Here is a 14,042-nt window from a genome sequence, read left to right as displayed (position 1 = left end):
GGTATCCACGCGCGCCGAGGCGCCGGCCCACGCCAAGACGAGCCGCAATCCCTTTAGGAAGATCGCTGCGTTTTTCCGTCCGTCCAACTATCGCCACCATGGCACACGACGTCAGCCAGACGCCTTCGGTCGCCCATAGCGCGCCGCCACCATGGCGCCCTTGGGACGGGAACGCCCCCGCCCCGCGGTTGCGGGCCGGCCCTCGCGTCATGGCGATTGCCTCGCTGAGTTTTCTTCTGATCGGCTTTTTCTTTTTGGCACTGCAAATCAAGGCGATCTTTTCGGATCAGTTGAAACAGGAATACGTGGGGCTCGTGTTCGAAGCGATCGAACGCGCCGAAGCGGCCCGCACCACCGTCAGCGAAGCCACGCAAACGCGAGACATCGACGATATTTCCGCCGCTGCCTATCAAGCTGCACGCGCCAGTCTCGACAACCGTCTGAAAACGCTTGCCGCACTCGTGAATGCAAGCCCGTTCGAGACGTCGCGCATTCCCGAGTCCGCGATTTCGCCCAGCGCCACGCTCGACGATACGCGCACACTGCTCGATTTCACGGCTGCGTACTGGCGCGCCCAGCGCGATCGCACCACAGCGGATATGCGCACACGGCTCTCGCGCGTGGCGGATGCACTGATCGTGCTCTCCGCGGTGCTCTTCGGCGCGCTGATGACTGCGCTCGTCATGTATTCCGCGCGCAATCGGCAATTGGCCCATGAATCGCGGGAATTCAAGCAAGCCGCATTGCACGATGCCCTGACTGGCTTGCCGAATCGGCGCAGACTGCTCGATGCGATCGAAGTCGCCGCGGCAAAGTCGGCGCAGGCGGCCGAGAACGGCCGGCCCCGAAAGTTTGCCGTCCTCTACATCGATCTCGATGGATTCAAAGCCATCAACGATACGCGTGGGCATCGTGCCGGCGACGAGCTTCTCGTCGCCGTGGCCAACCAATTTCAGCACGTGCTGCGCGTGACCGATGTAGTGGCGCGCATCGGTGGAGACGAATTCGCCGTGCTCGTGCAGGAGTTCGTGAACGAAACGCAATTGGCCGCGATCGCGCAACGACTCATGAAAGCGGTGAGCGAGACGGCGGACCGTCTGGGCGTCGGCTTCGTGACCGCGAGCATCGGCATCGCCAGTTGTCCCGATCCGATCCGGGATCACGACCGGCTCATTGCCGCGGCCGACGAAGCCATGTATCAGGTCAAGCGCACAGGAAAGAGCCGCTATGCGTTCGCGGCTCCCGCATCGAACGCCGCGCCCTGATGTCCGTTCGCCTCGAGTTCTTGCCGAGAGTGCGGTGCGCCTGAACTCTCCGCTCTATGCGACATGCGCCGCAAAACCCGACTGGCCCGGCGCGACCTCGTCACGCAGCGTCAATTCGGGTATAGCGTAATCGCCTCCATTTTGCGGGCGAAACGCAATCGGCTTGGCGGTCCACAGTTCGTCGAGGCGGCCACGCAGCGCGTCGCATATCGACGCATACCTTGCCTCGTCGATCTTGCCGGTCCGAAAGACCGTAAACGGCGGCAAAACATCGAAGCCGGGGTAGTACAGGATGCCGTGATGAATCGGGAACAGCAGGTCGTTTATCGGCCCGTTGACGCCGCGAGCGCTGTAATGCGACTCCCAGCCGCCTGCCGTCACGATCAGCATCGCGCGCTTGCCCACCATGACACCTTCGCCGAAGCGGTCGCCCCAACGTCGATCCGAGTGCTCGCCCACGCCATAGCCAAACCCGTACGCATAGACGCGTTCGACCCAGCCCTTCATGATCGCGGGCATCGAATACCACCAGAGCGGGAATTGGAAAATGACCGCATCCGCCCAACGCAGTTTTTCTTGCTCACGGACGACGTCGTCCGGTTGGGTACCGCTTTCGAACGCATGCTTTGAAGCGAGCGAGGGGGTGAAGCGAGCGCCCGGCTCGAGATCGACGAAATCATCGGTATCCAGGGTCGCCTTCCACTTCATCGCATATAAATCGGAGACTTGCACCTCATGCCCTGTGTTGCGCAGGTGACGAACGGCGAAACGATTGAGCGAGCCATTCAGCGACTGGGGCTCCGGATGGGCATAGACGATCAGGACATTCATGACGGCACCTTTTTCGATTGGCGGAATGTCGGCAGGATAGTGGTCACCCGGGGCATAATGGAAATGAATTCCATTGATTTCAGGTATTAGCGTGGTTAATCTCCGCAAGCTCGATTTGAATCTACTGATGACGCTGGACGTGCTTCTTTCGGAATGCAACGTCACACGAACTGCTGAGCGTCTCCATCTTTCTCAGCCATCGGTCAGCGTCCATCTGGCCAAACTCAGGGAGATATTCGGAGATCCGCTGCTGCTGCCGGGCGCGCGCGGCATGCGCCCGACCGCTCGCGCACTGGCGTTGCGCGAGCCGCTGCGGCGTGCTCTTGAAGCGCTCGAACATGCCATCTCGCCGGCGGCACCGTTCGACCCGGCTCTGGCCGACCACACGTGGCGCGTGGCCGCCACCGACTACAGCGAAATGACCGTTTTGCTACCGGTGCTGAGCGGTCTGCGCGCGGCAGCACCGGGCACCCGGCTCGCGGTAGTGGAGATGGTGCCCGCGGACTTCGCGCGGCAGGCGGCCGAGGGGCTGATCGATCTCGCGTTCCATACGCGTGACAATGCACCGGCCGGCTTACGCAGCCGCCTGCTCTTTGCGGAGCGATACGTGCTCGTCGGCCGGCAGGGACATCCGCGCCTCAAAAGACGGCTCACGCTCGCGCAGTTCTGCGCGCTCGAGCATGTGATCGTGTCGCCGGATGGCGGTGGTTTTCACGCGGCCACCGATAAAGCGCTGGCCGCGAAAGGCATGGCGCGCCGCGTCGCGCTTTCCGTGCCGCATTTCACGTTCGTGATGTCGGTGCTGGCCAATACCGATCTCGTTGCGATGCTGCCGGCGCGCCTCGTGCAAAACACGGACGTGTTGCGTATCGTCGAAGCCCCGCTGGAAGTACCTGGCTACGAGATGATGATGCTTTGGCACGAGCGCTCGCATCGGGATCCAGCGCATCGCTGGCTGCGTGAGTATATTGCGGGTTCGGTTTAGGTCTATCCCATTCTGTCGGTGCTGCTACGCATCTGTGCAGCCTTCGGGCGTTTGCCGCGTCCGGGAACTGGACAGCCCCAAACGCAGCGAACGCGGCGAACCCTCAAACCGTCACGACAATTTTCCCGAACTGTTCGTTCGATTCGAGATAGCGATGCGCCTCGACGATATCGTCGAATGCGAACGTCCGATCGACGACCGGTTTCAGTTTCCCCGATGAAAGCCCTGCCAGGATGAAGCGTTTCGCCTCGGCAAAGCGTTGAGCGTCGAGTATGACGCGCTTATAGGTATAGCCATGAACCACGATCCGCTTGCTCAGCATGGCAAAAAGCGGCATGGCGGTGGGCTCCGGGCTCAGCGCGCCATATTCGAGCACGATGCCATCGTTGCATACCACGTCCGCCAGCTCGGTCAGCATCGGACCGGCGATGGGATCGAACGCGACGCGTGCCCCCGCCCCTTTCGTGATCTCTTTCACCCGTTCCGCCAGACTCTCTTCCTGCGTCGCGATCACGAAGTCAGCGCCGCACCCGAGCAGCGCATCGCGCTTCGCATGCGTGCGCGTCGTCGCAATCACGGTCGCGCCAACCAGCTTGGCGACCTGAATCGCGGCAATGCCGACACTGCTCGATGCAGCCGTCACGATCACGGCATCCTTCGGCCCAAGTTTGGCGATGTCGACGAGCGCGCCCCAGACCGTTACATACGGCATCCAGATCGCGCTCGCCTGCACCCAGTCGAGCCCTGCCGGGTGCTTCACGACGAAGTCGGCCGGTACGTTGATCGTTTCGCCATAGGTGCCCCAGCGCGTAATGGAAGACGGCGGCACGACACCGACAGCATCGCCAATCGCCACATTCTCGACGCGCGCACCGAGCGCGGTCACGACACCGGATGCCTCATAGCCCAGCCGTGCCGGAAAGACGGCCGTTTCGACATACCGTCCCGTTCTGAACATCGACTCCGCCCGGTTGAGCCCAATGGCCTTGACCTGCAGCGTCACCTCACCGGGGCCCGGCGCAGGTACGTCGACTTCTTCGATCTTCAAAACTTCGGGACCGCCATTCTGATGAAATCGCACGACACGTGACATGATCGATCTCCTGTCCAATTTAGGAGGACTCAATATAATTCGACGCATCGGCGCGATAAATCGCGCGTTCAACGCATCTATCGAAACAGGTGGTTTCGAATCATGGATCGACTCGCGAGCATGTCCGTCTTCGTCAAGGCCGCGGAAACCGGCTCGTTCGCGGCCGCGGGGGCGGCGCTCGGGCTGTCCTCCCAGATGGTTGGCAAACACGTGCGTCTGCTTGAACAACGCTACGGCATGCGCCTCATCAATCGGACGACGCGCCGCCAGAGCCTCACGGAGGCCGGGCAGGCCTTCTACGAACGCAGCAAATCGGTGCTGGCCGAGATGGATGCCGTGGACGCGCTCGCCGCCAATTTGCAAGCCACACCGCGCGGCAAGCTGCGCGTCAACGCGCCGGTCAGCTTTGGCGCATACAGCCTCACGCCCATGCTCGCGCGGTACCTGCGTCAATATCCGGATGTGCAGATCGATCTCACGTTGAGCGACCGGATCGTCGATTTCGTCGATGAAGGCTACGATGCGGTGATCCGTGTGGCGCAGTTGCCGGACTCCGGGCTGATTGCACGAGCGCTCGCGCCGTATCGGCTTTTGCCGTGCGCGGCGCCCGCCTATCTCGCCGAGCGCGGCACGCCCCGGCACCCCCGAGACCTCGCCGATCACGAGTGCCTCGGCTTCACCTACTGGGCCCGTCCGCCGATTGCTGAATGGGAATTCACCGGACCCGATGGACGCCACATGGTGCAGGTCAAAAGCCGGCTTGCCATCAATAATGGGCAAGCATTGCGGATGGCCGCACTCGAGGGTCTCGGCATCATTCTTCAACCATGGGAGCTGCTGCGCGACGATGTCGAGGCCGGACGGCTCGTGCGGTTGCTGCCCGAATACGAAACACCGGCGCGCCCGATGCACCTGCTTTTCTCGCCGGACCGCCGCCCCACGCCGAAACTGCGCAGCTTCGTCGATTTCATTACCGAAACATTCGGCTAAGTCTGCAACGTCTGCACTACAATCGAGTGCCACGCAGTGCCCGCCCCGTTCCGCCCCATCTTCGACGAACCGTAAAAGAGGCGCTATGAACGCAGCCGCAATCACCGCATCGCCGCAGGCGCCGTCCCCCATCCGGCACGTATTCGTGCTGATGCTCGAGAACCGGTCGTTCGATCATCTGTTCGCGCTGTCGGGCATTCCCGGCATCGTCGCGGCCAACTCCGAGGACACCAATACCTACGAGCGTATGCAATATGCGTTTGGCGGCGGCGCGCCCGCTCAGATGCCGACGGATCCAGGTCACGAGTTCGCGGATGTCGTCGAGCAACTATGTGGCGCCGGCGTCCAGTATCGCGCCGGCGAACCGTATCCGGCCATCGACAACTCCGGCTTCGTTGCAAACTACGCAAGGACGGGTGCCGAAGGCGCGCGACTATCCGGGGCCGATGTCGGCAAAGTCATGCAGGGCGTCGACATTCGCACGCAAGCGCCGACGCTGTTCGAATTGGCGAGCGAATTCGTGCTATGCGACGGCTGGCACGCATCGATGCCCGGGCCGACGTGGCCGAACCGCTTTTTTCTGCATGGCGCCTCGTCCGCCGGGCTCGAGCATTCTCCAACCAGGCAGGAAATGGCGGAATGGGAAACGACTAACGGTTTCCCCTATCCCAAGGGTTCGATCTTCGATGCGCTGGGCAAAGGCAACTACCGGCTCTATCAGGATCAGTCGGGACCGCCCCTGGGCCACGTGCCGCAGGTGGCTTCGTTAAAGGGCATCGAATTTTTCGATGTCGAGGATCTCGCCCACTTCGAAGCCGACCTCGCGGCGGGCTATACCGCGCGCTACACGTTCATCGAACCGTGCTATGGCGACATCGTGCACGACACCTATGAAGGAGGCAGCTCGCAGCATCCGATGGACGGCCTTGCCGGGGGCGACCGGCTCGCCGCGCGCATCTATAACGCCATCCGCAACTCACCGCTATGGACCAGCAGCCTCTTTGTCATCCTCTATGACGAACATGGCGGCTTTTACGATTCGGTCAAACCGGGCGCCGCCGTCCCGCCGAACGACGGCGCGTCTGCAACGCTGAACGCGAGCGGCTTCGGCTTCGACATCTATGGGGTACGCGTTCCAGCGATCGTCGTATCGCCGTGGGTCGCTCGGGGACATGTCGATCAGACGGTCTACGACCACAGTTCGATCCCTGCAACGCTGGAGCGCCTGTTCGGCCTCGCGCCGCTGACCGATCGGGACCGCCACGCCAAAGACCTGCTGACGCTCGTCACGACGACGTGCCGTAACGACTGCCCACAAAGGATTGGCTCATGACCCCGACCGCCTCCCCCGATCCGCGCGACGATGAACACGTCCCCGACGGCAGCAGCCTGATGGGATTCCTTCATGTGCTCAGGAAAGGCCATATCGCGCTCGTTGGGCGCGAGGCGGCGCACCGGCGCTTTGCACAGGTGCACACACGCGCACATGCGAGGCACTACATCGAGGAATTGATGCCGCAGCTCATGCACGAGCGCAATCGTCGGCGACACGCCCGCTAGCAAGAACGCGAGCGCGTCGCATGCACGTCATATCGCCTTCGAAAGCGACTGCCCCAACATCAGTAGCTCATCGAACTGCGTGATGAGCTCAAAGCATAAAAGAAATGCCATGGTGTAACCCAGCGCTGGAAAGCGCTGCATCGCGTCGAGCAATGGCCGCGCAAAACGCGCCCTGAGCGACTCTCTCGTCATCAGCCAGGTGATGACTGCCCCAAGCGCAGCACCGGCAATGATGTCCGTCGGATAATGAAGACCGAGATAAACGCGCGGCAAGCAAATAAAAAACACCGCGTAGAAAAGCGCACAAAGACCGAGCCGCCAGCGCATGAGAAAAATGCCCGTCGCCACCGAGACCCAGAGCATCGCGTGATCGCTCGGGAATGAACCCCAGGTTCTAAACGCCGGATCTTTCAAACCCGCGGGCGGGAACGTCAGGTGCAACGCGGGATTGTGAACCGGCCGCACCCTGTAAGGCAGATAGTGGGCGAGAAACCTACCGATGGCGAGCGCCAACAGGCCGCTCGCGATCGTCGCGATCACCATTTCGCGATCCCACTCTTTGCGTTCGTTCGGATGGAACCAGATCCACCACAACATCGGTATCAAAACGAAGCCTTTGAACGTATAGAGCCCCGCAACCACTCTCACCGCATGGTTGAACAATACCCAATGCACCGCATGCTGCGTCATGTATGTTTGTATGGCCGTATCGAAACCGTTCATTCCGATCATTCCGATCGCTCTCCTGGATTGTCCGATTGACCCACATTCCTCGGTGGATTGGGCGTTTTTTTCGGGCCTCCCCCCGCGGAGGCATGCCGAACGTATCACCGCGAAATCGACACAAAAATGTAAATAAACGGCGGTTCAGGTGCTGGTCCGAGGGCGCGCGGCGCCTCGCACAGAAATGTTACGAATGCCTTTCAAAACACCGTTGCGTGCGCGTGTTTGGCGATCTTGTTTCGGACGCGAACGCCGCAGTGCCATAATCCCGGACTGCCATTGAAGCTTGAGAGAGGCCAACTTGAAACATATCGACAACCCGCTGCACGACCTGGAAGTCGGAGTGGCGGACACAACGCAGGACACGACCCGCATCGACGACGTGCGCATCGGCGCGGTGCGCCCGCTCATCTCGCCGGCGCTGCTCCAGGACGAGTTGCCGGTCGCGCCCGATATACAGGCGCTCGTCGAGAAAAGCCGCACGGCCATCGGCGACATCCTGCATGGGCGCGACGATCGCCTGCTGGCGGTAGTGGGTCCCTGTTCCATCCACGATCACGATCAGGCGCTCGAATACGCGCACATGCTCAAGCGCGCGGCCGACGCGCTGCAAAACGAGCTGTTCGTCGTCATGCGCGTCTATTTCGAAAAACCGCGCACGACGGTCGGCTGGAAAGGCTATATCAACGATCCGCGCCTCGACGGCAGTTTCCGGATCAACGAAGGACTGCGGCGTGCCCGCGAGCTGCTGCTCGACGTCAACGCGCTCGGGCTGCCGGCGGGCACCGAGTTCCTCGACTTGCTGAGCCCGCAGTACATCGCGGACCTGATCGCCTGGGGGGCGATCGGCGCGCGTACGACCGAAAGCCAAAGCCATCGCCAGCTCGCGTCAGGACTGAGCTGCCCCATCGGTTTTAAGAACGGCACGGACGGCGGCGTTCAGATCGCCGCGGATGCCATCGTCGCCGCGCGCGCGAGCCATGCGTTCATGGGGATGACGAAAATGGGCATGGCCGCGATTTTTGAAACGCGCGGCAACGATACAGCGCACATCATCTTGCGCGGCGGCAAGAAAGGGCCCAATTACGATAGCGCCGCAATCGAGGAAACCTGCACGGTCTTGCGCAAAGCGGGGCTCCGTGAACAGGTCATGGTCGATTGCTCGCACGCCAACTCCGGCAAATCGCACTTGCGCCAACGCGACGTGGCAGACGATCTCGCGCAGCAGCTCACGCGTGGCGAAAAGCGCATCGTCGGCGTCATGATCGAAAGCAACATCGAGGAAGGACGTCAAGATCTCAAGCCCGGCATGGCGTTGCGACATGCCGTCTCGATCACCGATGCGTGTTTGAGCTGGGCGCAAACCGAACCCGTGCTCGATGCTTTGGCCGAGGCCGTCCGTCGCCGGCGAGGCTGATCCAGGGCCAGGCCTGGCCTGGCAACCCGCGCAACGCCGGAGAGAGTCCGGCGTTGCCCCCACGCCTCAACGCGATCGCTTGGCGAGTTCGTCGGCCTGCCCGCGTACTCGGTCCTCCTGCTCCCGCAGCTCCGGCGTGAACTCCTCACCGAAATCGGACGCTTCGAAAAGTGGGCGGATTTCGATGTCCGAGTCGCTTTCCATCGGCTTCGGGCAGCGCTTGACCCATTCGAGCGCCTCATCCATCGACTTCACCTCCCAGAGCCAAAAGCCGGCAATCAGCTCTTTGGTCTCGGCGAACGGTCCATCGACTACGGTTCGCTCGCGCCCGGAAAAATGAACGCGCTTGCCCTTCGAACTCGGATGCAGGCCTTCGCCGGCCAGCATGATGCCGGCTTTGACGAGCTGTTCGTTGAATTCGCCCATCGCCGTCAACAACTCGGTGCTCGGCATCTTCCCCGCTTCAGATTCGTTCGACGCCTTGATGATTACCATGACTCGCATTGTCCTATCTCCTCTGGTGGATGATCGACAGGCGTAGCAGCCTTCGCCTTCTCATGACGTCGGCCGCTCGTTACGCCTTTGATGCTACGACGAACGGCGGCGGTCGAAATCGACATCGCGGTTCGCTCCGCGCGAAAAAGGGGCTTTGCCCAGCCGAATGCTTCACGGAGTTCGCGCGAAATACGCAGGCGCTAATAGCGTAACGGCGGGCCGGTCGAACACCACGAAAATTTGGCTGCCAATTTGCGCCCGGAACGACTACATTCTCGGCTGGCGCCCCCCGCCGCCAAAATGACTGAAAACGACTGCTCTGCATTGGAGACTCAGATGCGAAATGTTCCGATTTCGATTTGGAGTGCAGCAGTAATTCTCGGTACCGCATTAGCCGGTGCCGCCTTGGCTCTACCTGCAACGGCCGACGAGTCCGATACCAGCCAACGTGTACACAACCGTCTGCCCGCGTTCATCGTGCCGGACAGCCTTCGCGTGACCTCATACGACGGCGTCACCGACGATTTGCTGACCGCAGGCCTCGGCAAGACAGGGCTGGCGGGTCCCGCGCCGGCGATTGCCGATCCGGCCCACCCAAGCGCAGCGGAGCTGCGGCGGCTTGCCATCTGGTCGAACTATCGGGCGCTCGTCGACATGACGGCAACAGGCGGCTACGGGCAATTTTGGGGGCCTAACGTCGATCTGAACGGGAACGACACGCTCGGCGAAGGCAAAATCGCGGGCACCGAATACCTGGCCTACGCCGACGACGGCAGTGGCCGGCGCAATGTGACGCTGCTCGTTCAAGTGCCAAACAGCTTCGATCCCGCGAATCCTTGCATTGTCACGGCAACGTCATCGGGCTCGCGCGGTGTCTACGGTGCCATCTCCGCTGCCGGCGAGTGGGGCCTCAAGCGCGCCTGTGCGGTCGCTTATACGGACAAAGGCACGGGCAATGGCGCGCACGAACTCATGACGAATCGTGTGACACTGATCGACGGCCTGCTGGCCGACGCAACGGCGGCCGGCACCCAAAGCCTGTTCACCGCGAATGTCTCGTCGAAAGACCGTGCCGCATTCAATCAGGCATTTCCGAATCGATATGCGTTCAAGCATGCGCATTCGCAGCAAAATCCGGAAGCGGATTGGGGCAGAGATACGCTTGCGGCAGTCCAATTCGCTTACTGGGTTTTGAATCGGCAGTTCGCACCGGTCGCCGATGCGTCCGATCACCGGGTGCGCTACGAGCCGGGCAGTATCACGACGATCGCCGCGTCGGTGAGCAACGGTGGTGGGGCCGCGTTGGCGGCGGCCGAGCAAGACAGGCGTGGATGGATTACGGCTGTTGTCGTCGGCGAGCCGCAAATCAACGTTCGCATGCCGGGGCGGGCGCGCGTGATGGAAGGCGGCCAGCTTATCGCCGCCGCAGGCAAGCCGCTCGCGGACTATATGACGCTCGCGAATCTGCTCGAACCCTGTGCCGCACTGGCGCCCGCGGCGGCCGGCGCGCCTTATCTGACCGCTTTGCCCGTTGCGACGACAACCGCGATTCGGACAGCGCGCTGCGCGTCGCTGGCGGCAGCGGGAATGGTCAATGGCAGTGACACCCAGACACAGGCAACCGATGCGCTCGCCCGGCTTCATGCGGCCGGCTACGAGGCCGATTCGGACGTGCTGCACGCGCCGATGTGGGACTCGCAGGCCGTACCGGCCGTTGCCGTCACCTATGCCGACGCCTACACGCGTTCGAGCGTGACGGACAATCTGTGCGGATTCAGTTTCGGCACGACGAATCCGGCGACGGGTGCCGCCGGTTTTCCGCCGGCTGCTTCGCCGATGCCAACGGTGTTCGGCCTGGGGAATGGGGTACCGCCTACCAATGGCATCAATCTCGTCTATAACCCGGTGCCGCCGGGAGGGGCCGACCATCGCCTTGCAACAGCGGATGCGAGCTTCGCCGGCGCGGCGTGCTTGCGCGCGTTATGGACCGGTCAAGACCCGCGCATGACGGCAAGCGTCGACGCGATACGCGTCAATGCCCAACTGCATGGAAAGCCGGCTGTCATCGTACAGGGCCGCAGCGATGCGCTCGTGCCGATCAATCACGCATCGCGCGCCTATCTTGCAGCCAATAGCGTTCGCGAACCGCATAGCCAGCTTGCGTTGTACGAGGTGACGAACGGCCAACATTTCGACGCATTCCTCGGGGTGCCTGGCTTCGATACGCGGTTCGTGCCCGTGCACTACTACTACCTGCAAGCGCTGAATCTCATGTGGGCCCACCTGAAAAACGGTGCCCCGCTGCCGCCTTCGCAAGTGGTCAGGACCGTGCCGCGCGGCGGTACACCGGGCGCCGCGCCGGCGCTCGGCGTCGCCAATCTACCGGCCATCGTGGACAAGCCAGGCAGCAATGCGATCGAGGAACACCACGGCACGGTGCAAGTACCGCATTGATGGCGCGGTCGATCCACGACGCGTTTGGCTCAACACATATGCTGCCCGCCATTGATGGCGATGTTGGCTCCGGTCACGAAACCGGCATCGGTTGAGCACAGGTAGCAGACCAGCGCAGCCACCTCTTCCGGCTTGCCGAGACGGCCAGCCGGAATCTGCGGCAGGATTTTCGTATCCATGATCTCCTGCGGAATGGCGGTGACCATCTTGGTGGCGAGATAGCCTGGCGAGATCGTATTGACGGTTACGCCCTTGCGAGCCACTTCCAACGCGAGCGATTTGGTGAATCCGTGCATGCCCGCCTTGGCCGCCGCATAGTTGGTCTGACCGACCGATCCCTTCGAACCGTTGACCGAGGAAATGTTGACGATGCGGCCCCAGCCGCGCGCGACCATGTCCTCGCACAGAGGCTTGGTCATATTGAATATCGAATCGAGGTTGGTACGGATTACCGCGTCCCAATTGACCTTATCGAGTTTTTTGAAGCTGGCGTCGCGCGTGATGCCTGCGTTATTGATCAGAATGTCGACCGGTCCGACTTCGGTTTTGATCTGTGCCACGCATTTCTCGCACGAGTCGTAGTCCGCGACGTCGACCGAATACGCGCGGAACTGTCGCCCCTCCGCTTCCATGCGTGCGAGCCACTCGTTCGTCCCCGTGTTACCGGGCGAATGGGTCACAACGACCGCATAACCGGCGTCATGCAGTTTGATGCTGATAGCCTCGCCCAACCCACCCATGCCACCCGTTACTATCGCTATTTGCTTCGCCATCGAATCGTCCTCACAAATACCAGCCGCGCCGACATGCGGCGCAGCACTACTTCAGTCAAAAATGGAATGCGTTGAAATGCGGAACGCCTTATCCAGAACGGATAAACGAAATCCCGCATTCAGATAGGAACCCGATCACGCGGGCCTGGCTGCCCGCGCGATGCTTGGTGCTTAGTGCTTCACGCTCAGCGCTTGCCGCTCGCGACCACGGCAGCCCAGTCCGCGGCACTTCGTTTGGCGACCTTGGATGCTGAAGCCGTCACGGCTTCCAGATTGCTCCCTGCCATTTCCACGGCCTGCTGGCTCGTCTTATGCAACGATTCACGCAACGTGGCGCCGGCGCTTAGCGCGGATTTCCACGCGACGATCGCCGCTTCGGAGCCGGCGGGAGCGCTCTTCGCCGCTTCGTCGATGAGTTCGTGCATGCGTGCGTTATAGCGTTCGTATTGCAACTGCGCGAGTTGAGCGACCTCAGCCTGCGCGGTTGAAGCAATGTCGAACAACTGACGGCCATAAGACAACGATCTTTCGGCGAAAGGCGTTGTGAAACCAGCATGCAGTGCGAACCATTGCTGCAAGTCTGTCGTGCCGGGCGCCTTCGTCAGGTTCTCCTGCGACTCGGTCATCGTGGACCTGGCGACCTGCATGTTCAGTGCGGCCAGTTTTCCGACACACTCGAAGACTTTGCCGGTTAAACCGAAGAATGCGTCGAGGCCGGCACTCTGAGATGCGGCAATTTGCTCGGGACTCGATAAAACCATTATTGAAATTCCTTTGGGCTCAACCCGCCGCGCGAAACCATATGGATCGAATAGTTCGTTGAACGGCGGAAATAAATTGTCCGGAGCGCAACGGCGCCTGCCAGGCGGCATGCGTCATCAAACTTCGGAGGCTTGCTACATGGAGGCACTACGCGTTCAAGTCGAATAAAAGATGCTTCGATTACGTGTTCATCGGTGGCCGCCGCCGCAGCCGGGTGCGTCAGCGTCGGCCGCGATCTCTAGCGCCTACGCGCGACGGCCATGAGGAAAGATGCCCCTTCGTTCGTCACATGAGGACGAGGATGGCCCGACGGAAGACTTTCGATTGATATCAGGCGCTGTTGCAACAGCGTGTCGAGTTCGGCGCGGTCCAGTTCGATCTGGTCGGGCGCATGCTTGATCAGCATCAGGGTGGCGAACTCATGGGGGCTCAGCATGTCGTCTCCTCGATCCGGTCCGCCTGTGTGTCGGGCACTAGTTACCCATTCAGCGGATATATGGCAGCAACTTTTCCTGCGCTTTTGCTTGCGAACGCTCAGGAAATCCTTACGATGCGCCATCATAACCTGACAACATTGAATTGCAAATCCCTCCCGTATTTTTTAATTTGTCTGGCGTTTTCTTTCGTCAGTTCTTTCAAATATGAATATAAAATTACTTATGAGGGTTTTTTGCCGTTGTAGCCAGACCGCCTT

Annotated in this window: 14 protein-coding genes; 7 read left to right on the top strand and 7 right to left on the bottom strand. The window is 61.3% G+C overall.

The genetic code is table 11. The annotated features are described in order from the left end of the window. Positions 1–209: 209 nt before the first annotated feature. Positions 210–1,265, top strand: coding sequence for a GGDEF domain-containing protein (locus tag ACO1XS_RS07345; RefSeq protein WP_331566505.1), 1,056 nt, complete (start codon positions 210–212; stop codon positions 1,263–1,265). 54 nt (positions 1,266–1,319) lie between these two features. Here the strand turns inward: ACO1XS_RS07345 and ACO1XS_RS07340 are convergent, their stop codons facing one another. Continuing rightward, complete coding sequence (locus tag ACO1XS_RS07340; RefSeq protein WP_331566595.1) at positions 1,320–2,096, bottom strand: NAD(P)H-dependent oxidoreductase; 777 nt, start codon at positions 2,094–2,096, stop codon at positions 1,320–1,322. Between the two features lie 91 nt (positions 2,097–2,187). Between ACO1XS_RS07340 and ACO1XS_RS07335 the strand changes: the two genes are divergently transcribed. Then, positions 2,188–3,081, top strand: coding sequence for a LysR family transcriptional regulator (locus ACO1XS_RS07335; protein ID WP_331566507.1), 894 nt, complete (start codon positions 2,188–2,190; stop codon positions 3,079–3,081). A 103-nt stretch (positions 3,082–3,184) separates the two neighbouring features. Here ACO1XS_RS07335 and ACO1XS_RS07330 read toward each other — a convergent pair whose 3' ends face one another. Next, complete coding sequence (locus tag ACO1XS_RS07330; protein ID WP_486390333.1) at positions 3,185–4,174, bottom strand: zinc-dependent alcohol dehydrogenase family protein; 990 nt, start codon at positions 4,172–4,174, stop codon at positions 3,185–3,187. 102 nt (positions 4,175–4,276) lie between these two features. Between ACO1XS_RS07330 and ACO1XS_RS07325 the strand changes: the two genes are divergently transcribed. From ACO1XS_RS07325 to ACO1XS_RS07315, 3 genes are all read left to right on the top strand, one after another. Further along, complete coding sequence (locus ACO1XS_RS07325; RefSeq protein WP_331566511.1) at positions 4,277–5,164, top strand: LysR substrate-binding domain-containing protein; 888 nt, start codon at positions 4,277–4,279, stop codon at positions 5,162–5,164. Between the two features lie 85 nt (positions 5,165–5,249). Further along, positions 5,250–6,497, top strand: a complete 1,248-nt coding sequence (locus ACO1XS_RS07320) for an alkaline phosphatase family protein (RefSeq protein WP_331566513.1) — start codon at positions 5,250–5,252, stop codon at positions 6,495–6,497. Next, entirely contained in the window at positions 6,494–6,724 is a 231-nt protein-coding gene (locus ACO1XS_RS07315) for a hypothetical protein (RefSeq protein WP_331566515.1), read from the top strand. The genes ACO1XS_RS07320 and ACO1XS_RS07315 overlap by 4 nt, the downstream gene beginning before the upstream one ends. 27 nt (positions 6,725–6,751) lie before the next feature. Here ACO1XS_RS07315 and ACO1XS_RS07310 read toward each other — a convergent pair whose 3' ends face one another. Next, positions 6,752–7,447 (bottom strand): phosphatase PAP2 family protein, encoded by a 696-nt coding sequence (locus ACO1XS_RS07310; protein ID WP_440560572.1) that lies wholly within the window; start codon positions 7,445–7,447, stop codon positions 6,752–6,754. A gap of 301 nt (positions 7,448–7,748) precedes the next feature. On the opposite strand from ACO1XS_RS07310, the gene ACO1XS_RS07305 reads away from it, so the two are divergent. Further along, complete coding sequence (locus tag ACO1XS_RS07305) at positions 7,749–8,864, top strand: 3-deoxy-7-phosphoheptulonate synthase (RefSeq protein ID WP_486390332.1); 1,116 nt, start codon at positions 7,749–7,751, stop codon at positions 8,862–8,864. Between the two features lie 66 nt (positions 8,865–8,930). Here ACO1XS_RS07305 and ACO1XS_RS07300 read toward each other — a convergent pair whose 3' ends face one another. Next, entirely contained in the window at positions 8,931–9,368 is a 438-nt protein-coding gene (locus tag ACO1XS_RS07300) for a YciI family protein (protein ID WP_331566519.1), read from the bottom strand. A gap of 327 nt (positions 9,369–9,695) precedes the next feature. Here ACO1XS_RS07300 and ACO1XS_RS07295 point away from each other — a divergent pair, with 327 nt between their 5' ends. Further along, complete coding sequence (locus ACO1XS_RS07295; RefSeq protein WP_486390331.1) at positions 9,696–11,813, top strand: D-(-)-3-hydroxybutyrate oligomer hydrolase; 2,118 nt, start codon at positions 9,696–9,698, stop codon at positions 11,811–11,813. Between the two features lie 29 nt (positions 11,814–11,842). On the opposite strand, the gene phbB is transcribed toward ACO1XS_RS07295, so the two are convergent. The 3 genes from phbB to ACO1XS_RS07280 all read right to left on the bottom strand — a co-directional run bounded on the left by phbB (position 11,843) and on the right by ACO1XS_RS07280 (position 13,784). Continuing rightward, positions 11,843–12,586, bottom strand: coding sequence for an acetoacetyl-CoA reductase (phbB, locus tag ACO1XS_RS07290; protein ID WP_486390330.1), 744 nt, complete (start codon positions 12,584–12,586; stop codon positions 11,843–11,845). Positions 12,587–12,771: 185 nt separating this feature from the next. After that, complete coding sequence (phaP, locus tag ACO1XS_RS07285) at positions 12,772–13,347, bottom strand: TIGR01841 family phasin (RefSeq protein ID WP_486390329.1); 576 nt, start codon at positions 13,345–13,347, stop codon at positions 12,772–12,774. 239 nt (positions 13,348–13,586) lie between these two features. Further along, on the bottom strand, positions 13,587–13,784 hold the full coding sequence (locus tag ACO1XS_RS07280; protein ID WP_331566537.1) for a hypothetical protein: 198 nt from the start codon (positions 13,782–13,784) through the stop codon (positions 13,587–13,589). Positions 13,785–14,042: the final 258 nt, after the last annotated feature.

The organism is Trinickia sp., assembly GCF_057351765.1.
The sequence above is the reverse complement of the archived record's forward strand: the minus strand, read 5'-3'. Positions and strand labels throughout refer to the sequence as shown.

Coding starts and splice junctions, on each gene's coding strand:
- ACO1XS_RS07345 (WP_331566505.1), top strand. CDS start 210: ATGGCGATTGCCTCGCTGAGTTTTCTTCTGATCGGCTTTTTCTTTTTG.
- ACO1XS_RS07340 (WP_331566595.1), bottom strand. CDS start 2,096: ATGAATGTCCTGATCGTCTATGCCCATCCGGAGCCCCAGTCGCTGAAT.
- ACO1XS_RS07330 (WP_486390333.1), bottom strand. CDS start 4,174: ATGTCACGTGTCGTGCGATTTCATCAGAATGGCGGTCCCGAAGTTTTG.
- ACO1XS_RS07325 (WP_331566511.1), top strand. CDS start 4,277: ATGGATCGACTCGCGAGCATGTCCGTCTTCGTCAAGGCCGCGGAAACC.
- ACO1XS_RS07320 (WP_331566513.1), top strand. CDS start 5,250: ATGAACGCAGCCGCAATCACCGCATCGCCGCAGGCGCCGTCCCCCATC.
- ACO1XS_RS07315 (WP_331566515.1), top strand. CDS start 6,494: ATGACCCCGACCGCCTCCCCCGATCCGCGCGACGATGAACACGTCCCC.
- ACO1XS_RS07310 (WP_440560572.1), bottom strand. CDS start 7,447: ATGAACGGTTTCGATACGGCCATACAAACATACATGACGCAGCATGCG.
- ACO1XS_RS07300 (WP_331566519.1), bottom strand. CDS start 9,368: ATGCGAGTCATGGTAATCATCAAGGCGTCGAACGAATCTGAAGCGGGG.
- ACO1XS_RS07295 (WP_486390331.1), top strand. CDS start 9,696: ATGCGAAATGTTCCGATTTCGATTTGGAGTGCAGCAGTAATTCTCGGT.
- phbB (WP_486390330.1), bottom strand. CDS start 12,586: ATGGCGAAGCAAATAGCGATAGTAACGGGTGGCATGGGTGGGTTGGGC.
- phaP (WP_486390329.1), bottom strand. CDS start 13,347: ATGGTTTTATCGAGTCCCGAGCAAATTGCCGCATCTCAGAGTGCCGGC.
- ACO1XS_RS07280 (WP_331566537.1), bottom strand. CDS start 13,784: ATGCTGAGCCCCCATGAGTTCGCCACCCTGATGCTGATCAAGCATGCG.